We start from the raw sequence: 7,350 nt of genomic DNA on the forward strand, positions 1-7,350 counted from the left end.
TCTCGTCCCCGACCGTGTGGAGCGAGCTCGATCGTGCGGGCGTGATCAGCCTCGCGCTGATCGTCTCCTCCACGACCGTGGGGAGCGCGCCCGATCGGGCGGGCGCGATCAGCTCGCGCTGATCGTCTCGTCCACCACCGTGTGGTGGCGTCCGATCGGCACGATCATCGGGCGGCCGGTGAGCGGGTCGGGCACGACGCGGCTGCGCAGGCCGAAGACCTCCTGCACCGTGTCCTCGGTGAGCACCTCGTCGGGCGTTCCCGCGGCGACGATGCGTCCCGCGGCCATCGCCACCAGGTGGTCGGCGTAGCGCGCCGCGAGGTTCAGGTCGTGCAGCACCATGGCCACCGTCGTGCCGCGTTCGCGATTGAGGTCGGTGAGCAGGTCGAGCACGTCGATCTGGTGGCTGATGTCGAGGAACGTCGTCGGCTCGTCCAGCAGCAGGACGTCTGTCTCTTGCGCGAGGGCCATCGCGATCCAGACGCGCTGGCGCTGGCCGCCGCTGAGCTGGTCGACGTGGCGGTCGGCGAGGTGGGCGGTGTCGGTCGCGTCCAGTGCTCGCGCGACGGCGTCGTCGTCGGTCCGCGTCCACCGCGAGAGGGCGCCCTGGTGGGGGTGTCGGCCCCGGCTGACGAGGTCGGACACGGCGATCCCGTCGGGAGCGACCGGCGACTGGGGCAGCAGGCCGAGCACGCGGGCGACCTGCTTGGTCGGCATCCGGTGGATGGCCTTGCCGTCGAGCAGCACCCGGCCCGCGCTCGGGGTCAGCAGACGCGCCATGGCCTTGAGCAGGGTCGATTTGCCGCACGCGTTGGCGCCGACGATCGCCGTGACCCGACCGGGGGGCAGCGAGAGGTCGAGCGTGTCGACGATCGTGCGGTCTCCGTAGGCGAGGGTGACGCCCTCGGCGCTCAGCGTGCGCTCGGCGGTCATCGCGTAATCCCTTCGGTGCGTGCGGTCGGTCGGGTCGCGGTGTCGCGGGGGGTCATAGCGACGTTCCTTCGGATCGGCTGCTGCGGACGAGCAGGAAGACGAGGTAGGGCGCACCGAGCACGCCGGTGATCACACCGACCGGCAGGCGCGTGCCGAACGCGTACTGCGCGGCGAAGTCGGCGACGAGGACGAGCAGCGCCCCCATCAGTCCCGCGGGCAGCACGGGCGAGCCGACGGGACCCAGCAGTCGGACGGCGATCGGTCCGGCCAGGAACGACACGAAGGCGATGGGCCCCGCTGCGGCGGTGCCGAAGGCCAGCAGACCGACGGCCGCCACGATCAGCAGCAGGCGGCTGCGCTCGACGGGCAGGCCGATGGCGGCGGCGGTGTCGTCGCCCATGCGCAGGATCTCGAGGCGGCCCGACAGCACGAGCAGCACCGGCCCCAGGACGAGCACCGCGAACAGGACGGGCAGGGCGCGATCCCAGGTGGCGTCATTGAGGTCGCCGGTGATCCAGCGCATCGCGGCGGGCAGGTCGTACTGCGCGGCGCGCGCGATGACGTACGACACGACCGCCTGGCACATCGCGGCGACGCCGATGCCGACGAGGATGAGACGCGCGCCCGAGCTGCCGTCGCGGTACGACAGCAAGTAGATCGCCAGCGCGGCGACCAGGGCCGCGCCCATCGCCAGGAACGACACCGCGGTCTCGCCCCAGCCGAGGACGACGATGCCGATCACCGCGGCCGCGCTCGCGCCGGTGTTGATGCCGATCACGTCGGGGCTCGCGAGGGCGTTGCGCAGCATCGTCTGGAACACGACGCCGCCCATGCCGAAGCACAGGCCGGTGAGCAGGGCGGTCGTCGCGCGGGGCAGGCGCAGCTCGCCCACGGTGAACGAGGCGCCGGCGACGCGCTGACCGGTGAGGACGCCCCACACCTCGGCGGGGGAGTAGAAGGTCTGTCCGAGCATGAGGCTCAGGGCGAACGACGCCAGCACCAGCGTGGCGAGGACCGCCGTGACCAGGGTCCACCGCCGACGGCGTCGCCGCCGACCGGAGACGACGGATGCCAGGGTCTCGGGCGCAGAGGACGGCAGGAGGCCGGGACGGGGCAGGGACGTGGTCACAGGGCACGCATCCTCTGCCGGCGCACGAGCGCGATGAAGAAGGGGGCCCCGATGAGGGCGGTGACGATGCCGACCTCGATCTCTTCGGGGCGGGCGACCACGCGCCCGACGACGTCGGCGAGCGTGAGCAGGGCCGCCCCGCCCAGGGCCGACACGGGGAGGAGCCACCGGTGGTCGACCCCGACGATCAGGCGGAGCATGTGCGGGATGACGAGCCCGACGAAGCCGATGGGCCCGGCCACGGCGGTCGCGGCGCCGCACAGGACGACGGCGCCGGCCGTGGCGATCAGGCGCGCCGTGCGCACGCGGGCGCCGAGGCCCGCCGCGAGCTCGTCGCCGAGCGCGAGGGTGTTGAGCGCGGGGGCGCTGGCGAGGCACACGATCAGGCCGACGATCAGAAAGGGCAGCACCTGCCCGACGGTCTCGGGGGTGGCGCCGCCCACCCCGCCGATCTGCCAGAAGCGGAAGACGTTCATAACATCGGTGCGCGGCAGCAGGATCGCGCTCGTCAGCGAGCTGAAGGCGACCGCGGTGACGGCGCCGGCGAGGGCGAGCCGCAGGGGGGTGGCGCCGCCGGAGCCCAGGGAGCCGATCGCGTAGACGAGCACGGCCGCGCCCGCGGCGCCGAGCATGCCGACCCAGATGTACATCGAGGGCGAGCTCAGTCCGAAGAAGGCGATGCCGCTGACGATGGCCAGGCCGGCTCCGCCGTTGATGCCGAGAATCTGCGGGTCGGCGAGCGGGTTGCGCGTCGCGCCCTGCAGGACCGCACCCGAGACGGCGAGGGCCGCACCCACCAGGATCGCCAGCAGGGTGCGCGGGATGCGTTTGGCGACGGCCGCGGCCGAGGCGGTGTCGGTCGAACCGGCCAGCCCCGCCCAGACGTCGGACGCCGTCACGTCGCGGGCGCCGAAGGTCACCGAGAGCACCGCGGCGACGACGAGGACGACGACCAGGGCGGTGAGGCCGACGACGCGCCGCCGTCCCCAGCGACGCACGCGGGCGTCGCCGGGGACGGTGGATGCCGCAGCGAGAGCGGTCATCGCGCCGACGCGTCGAGGGCGGTCATCAGGACGCGGCCTTCTCGGCGGCCGCTCCCACCAGGGCGATGTACTCGTCGCCCCAGGTCGTACCGATCGACAGGGGGCTGGGGTTGCCGGCCGCCGCCATCGTGGTGTTGTCGGGCAGGAACGCCACCGCGCCGTTGGCGATCGCGGGGATGCGCGACCACAGCGGATCGGCCTGCAGCTGCGCGAGGGTGTCGTCGGTGCCGTAGCCGGTGAGGACCTGCACGTCCGAGAAGTTCTCGATGTTCTCGGTGCTCTCGGTGAACCAGAAGGTGTCGCCCGAGGCGCTCGAGGTCTCGACGGCGGACGAGGGCGTCAGGCCGAGCTCGTCGAGGTAGGTGGCGCGGGGGTCCTTGGTGGAGTAGTACCCGACGGTGCTGAGGTCGGTCGGGTCGATGTAGGTGAACAGCGACTTCTTGCCGGCGAGGGCGGTGTACTGCGCGGCGGTGTCGGTGACGTGCTTCTCGAGGTCGGAGACCAAAGCCTCGGCCTGATCCTCGAGGCCCAGTGCCTTGGCATCCGTCAGCGTCATCTGCTGCCAGGTGGTGCCCCAGGCGATCTCGGGGTAGGCCACGACGGGGGCGATCTTGCTGAGGGTGTCGTACTGCTCCTGCGTCATGCCCGAGTAGGCGCCCAGGATGACGTCGGGCTTGGCGTCGGCGATGGCCTCGTAGTCGAAGCCGTTGGTCTCGTCCATGAGGACGGGCGTCTCGGCGCCGAGCTCGTCGAGCTTGTCCTTGACCCAGGGCAGCATGCCGTCGCCGTCCTCGTCGCCCCAGGTGACCTTGGGCATGGCGACGGGGACGACGCCGAGGGCGAGGGCGGCCTCCTGGTTGCCCCAGCTGACCGTGACGACGCGCTTCGGCGCGGCGGGGATCGTGGTCTCGCCCAGGGCGTGCTCGATCGTGACGGGGAAACCGGCGTCACCGGACGCGGCCTCCTGGTCGCCGGGGGCGGCCGAGGTGCCGGCGCAGCCGGTCAGGACGAGGGCGGAACCGACGGCGAGTGCCGTCAGGGCGCGGTATCGGGACACGAAGAGCCTCCTGCGTGTTAGGTAAGGATATGCTTAGTTTAGGTGAGGCGCCGGGTGAGAACGCAAACCCGGAGGCCCCAGGCCCGCCGGTTCGTCTCGACGCCGAGACACCCGAGGAGCGGGCCGTTCGTGGTGCCGGAGAGCGGCATCCCGCAGTCGGATCGGTCCGCGACGGCGGCGGACAGGGCGCCCATGACGGGCTGTCGGCAGGCTCGCAGGGGCGCGGCTTATACTGGGTGGCTGGCCAGTCTTCGGCCGCTCCTCCTTCCCCGACTGAACGGACGTTCGCTGTGCTCGCCGTGCACGACCTCGAGATCCGCGTGGGTGCCCGCGTGCTCATGTCCGACGTGGACTTCCGCGTGTCCGACGGCGACAAGATCGGCCTCGTCGGGCGCAACGGCGCGGGCAAGACGACGCTGACCAAGGTGCTCGCCGGCGACCTGCTGCCCTCGAACGGCGGTGTCGACCGCTCGGGAGAACTGGGCTACCTGCCGCAGGACCCCCGCTCGGGCGACCCCGAGATGCTGGCGCGCACGCGCATCCTCGACGCCCGCGGCCTGGGTTCGCTCGCCCTCGGCATGCACGAGGCCTCGATGGCGATGGGCGACGCCGACGCCGCGATCGCCGCCAAGGCGATGAAGAAGTACGCGCGGCTCACCGAGCAGTTCGAAGCCGCCGGTGGCTACGCGGCCGAGGCCGAAGCGGCATCCATCGCCCACAACCTCTCGCTGCCGGACCGCATCCTGGATCAGCCCCTCAAGACCCTCTCGGGTGGTCAGCGGCGCCGTATCGAACTCGCGCGCATCCTGTTCTCGGACGCGCAGACGATGATCCTCGACGAGCCGACCAACCACCTCGACGCCGACAGCGTGGTGTGGCTGCGCGAGTTCCTCAAGGGGTACAAGGGCGGCCTGATCGTCATCTCGCACGACGTCGAGCTCGTGGGCGAGACGGTCAACCGCGTCTTCTACCTGGATGCCAACCGCCAGGTCATCGACGTCTACAACATGAACTGGAAGAACTACCTGCGCCAGCGGGTAGCGGACGAGGAGCGCCGCAAGAAGGAGCGCGCCAACGTCGAGAAGAAGGCCACGGCATTGCAGCTGCAGGCCGCGCGCTTCGGTGCCAAGGCGTCGAAGGCCGCCGCCGCGCACCAGATGGTCGCGCGCGCCGAGAAGATGCTCTCGGGCCTGGATGACGTGCGTCAGGACGAGCGCGTGGCGAAGCTGCGCTTCCCCAAGCCCGCACCGTGCGGCAAGACGCCGCTCATGGCATCCGGTCTGTCGAAGTCGTACGGCTCGCTCGAGATCTTCACCGACGTCGACCTGGCGATCGACCGCGGGTCGCGCGTCGTCATCCTGGGTCTCAACGGCGCGGGAAAGACGACGCTGCTGCGGATCCTTGCGGGCGTCGACAAGCCCGACACCGGTCAGCTCGAGCCCGGCCACGGCCTCAAGATCGGCTACTACGCGCAGGAGCACGAGAACCTCGACGTGGGTCGCTCCGTGCTCGACAACATGATGTCGGCCGCTCCGCACATCACCGCGACCGAGGCGCGGAAGGTGCTCGGATCGTTCCTGTTCGTCGGCGACGACGTGCTCAAGCCCGCGGGCGTGCTGTCGGGCGGCGAGAAGACGCGTCTGTCTCTCGCGACGCTCGTGGTGTCCTCGGCGAACATGCTGCTGCTGGACGAGCCCACGAACAACCTCGACCCGGCGTCGCGCGAAGAGATCCTCGGCGCCCTCGCGCACTACGAGGGCGCTGTGGTGCTGGTCTCGCACGACGAAGGCGCCGTCGAGGCGCTCAACCCCGAGCGCGTGCTCATCCTGCCCGACGGTGTCGAGGACATCTGGGGTCGCGACTACGCCGACCTCATCACGCTGGCCTGATCGGGGCGCGCGAGCCGGAACGGCGGGTCGCGACACGAGGAGGCGCAGGCCTCGTCCGTCGGGACGAGCGCCCCGGGCGCTTCATCGTCCTGTCGGCGTCGACCCCCGTGCTCGTTCCGTGACGGTCTGATGCGGGTGGACGCATGACGCTCGGCCGGCGGGAACGCCGGCTTCGCTCTGCGGATGTATGCCGGGACCTCGACGATTCGCGCGGAACGGCCGCGGCGTCGCCCCGTGCGCGGGCGTGTCCCGACGCCCGGCGGTCCGTCGGTGGCGCCCCGTTCTCTCAGTGCGCGTCGAGAAGGGCGTCTTCGTCGTCGGCGTCACGATCGCGGGGGCGCTTGCGCGCGCGGTGCAGGGCGACCGGGTCGACGCGGCGGCGGCCGGTGTCGGCCGTCTGCACGGGGGCCGCGGGCGGGGCGACGTCGAGGTCGTCCTCGTCTTCGGCGTCCTCGCGGCGGAGCTTGCGCTCGTTGACGATCACGTACCCGATGAAACCGAACCCCATCACGGCGAACAGGATCCACTGAACCGCGTACGACAGGTACGGTCCGGGGTCGTCGCTCGGCGGGTCGACGGTGAACGGGGCGGATGCCGGCGCGGGCGTCTCGGACATGATCAGCCCGTAGGCACCCGGCTCGATCGGACCCGTCTGCTCGGCGACCAGGCCCAGGTTGATGGTGGGCACCTGCCCGGCCTCGGCACTGCGACCCGATGAGGGGGCCGCCTCGCCCGGGCGCAGACGCACCTCGACGACGACGTCGCCGGACGGGGGAGCGGGGATGTCGTCGGGGGCGGCCTGCTGATTGCCCGGCGGAAGCCAACCGCGATCGACGAGGAAGACCCGGCCGTCGTCGAGCCGGAACGGCACGAGCTGCTCGTAAGCGGCGGATCCTCCGTGCGCGCGGTTGCGGACGAGCAGTTGCTCGTCGGCCAGGTAGCTGCCTTGCAGGCGGACGGGTCGCCACTCGTCCTGGGGGGAGAGCTCGGCGCCCGGGGCGAGCAGGTCGCCCAGGGCCACGGGGGCGGCGTCGTAGTTGTCGGCGACGAGCTGCAGCTGCTCGCTGCGTTCCGCGTTGCGCGAGAACTGCCAGTGCGACAGGAACCCGCACGCGACGGCGAAGAGGATCGCGACGCCGATGTAGATCGCCCAGCGGCCGGCCGCGCGCATCTCGCGACGCGGGGCGGGGTGGGCAGCGTCGCGGGCGCGCGCGTCGCGCGCGTTCACGTCGTCTTCCCTGGCCACGCTCTCAAGGGTACGTCGCTCGCGGCGGGGGTCCCACCCGCGGGGTGTACGGG

The 7,350-nt window shown here is 71.7% G+C and carries 6 protein-coding genes; 1 reads left to right on the top strand and 5 read right to left on the bottom strand.

Going from position 1 to position 7,350, the window contains the following annotated elements:
- Positions 1-108: 108 nt before the first annotated feature.
- The 4 genes from DBR36_RS06420 to DBR36_RS06435 are packed head-to-tail and all read right to left on the bottom strand — an operon-like array spanning position 109 to position 4,162.
- Positions 109-933 carry an ABC transporter ATP-binding protein gene (locus DBR36_RS06420; protein ID WP_108318084.1) on the bottom strand — a complete coding sequence of 275 codons (825 nt, stop codon included), beginning with the start codon at positions 931-933 and terminating at the stop codon, positions 109-111.
- A gap of 52 nt (positions 934-985) precedes the next feature.
- Positions 986-2,062, bottom strand: a complete 1,077-nt coding sequence (locus DBR36_RS06425) for an iron chelate uptake ABC transporter family permease subunit (RefSeq protein WP_258222596.1) — start codon at positions 2,060-2,062, stop codon at positions 986-988.
- Positions 2,059-3,105: an iron ABC transporter permease gene (locus DBR36_RS06430; RefSeq protein WP_108318085.1), complete on the bottom strand. Its 1,047-nt coding sequence runs from the start codon at positions 3,103-3,105 to the stop codon at positions 2,059-2,061. The genes DBR36_RS06425 and DBR36_RS06430 overlap by 4 nt, the downstream gene beginning before the upstream one ends.
- A gap of 25 nt (positions 3,106-3,130) precedes the next feature.
- The gene (locus tag DBR36_RS06435; RefSeq protein WP_108318086.1) at positions 3,131-4,162 is read right to left on the bottom strand and encodes an iron-siderophore ABC transporter substrate-binding protein; all 1,032 of its coding nucleotides are present in this window, start codon (positions 4,160-4,162) and stop codon (positions 3,131-3,133) included.
- A gap of 290 nt (positions 4,163-4,452) precedes the next feature.
- On the opposite strand from DBR36_RS06435, the gene DBR36_RS06440 reads away from it, so the two are divergent.
- The gene (locus DBR36_RS06440; RefSeq protein ID WP_108318087.1) at positions 4,453-6,051 is read left to right on the top strand and encodes an ABC-F family ATP-binding cassette domain-containing protein; all 1,599 of its coding nucleotides are present in this window, start codon (positions 4,453-4,455) and stop codon (positions 6,049-6,051) included.
- A 286-nt stretch (positions 6,052-6,337) separates the two neighbouring features.
- Here DBR36_RS06440 and DBR36_RS06445 read toward each other — a convergent pair whose 3' ends face one another.
- Positions 6,338-7,222 carry an SURF1 family protein gene (locus DBR36_RS06445; RefSeq protein WP_108318089.1) on the bottom strand — a complete coding sequence of 295 codons (885 nt, stop codon included), beginning with the start codon at positions 7,220-7,222 and terminating at the stop codon, positions 6,338-6,340.
- Positions 7,223-7,350 lie beyond the last annotated feature (128 nt).

Origin of the sequence: Microbacterium sp. HMWF026, assembly GCF_003061325.1 — a bacterium.
GTDB classification, from domain to species: Bacteria; Actinomycetota; Actinomycetes; order Actinomycetales; family Microbacteriaceae; genus Microbacterium; species Microbacterium testaceum_E.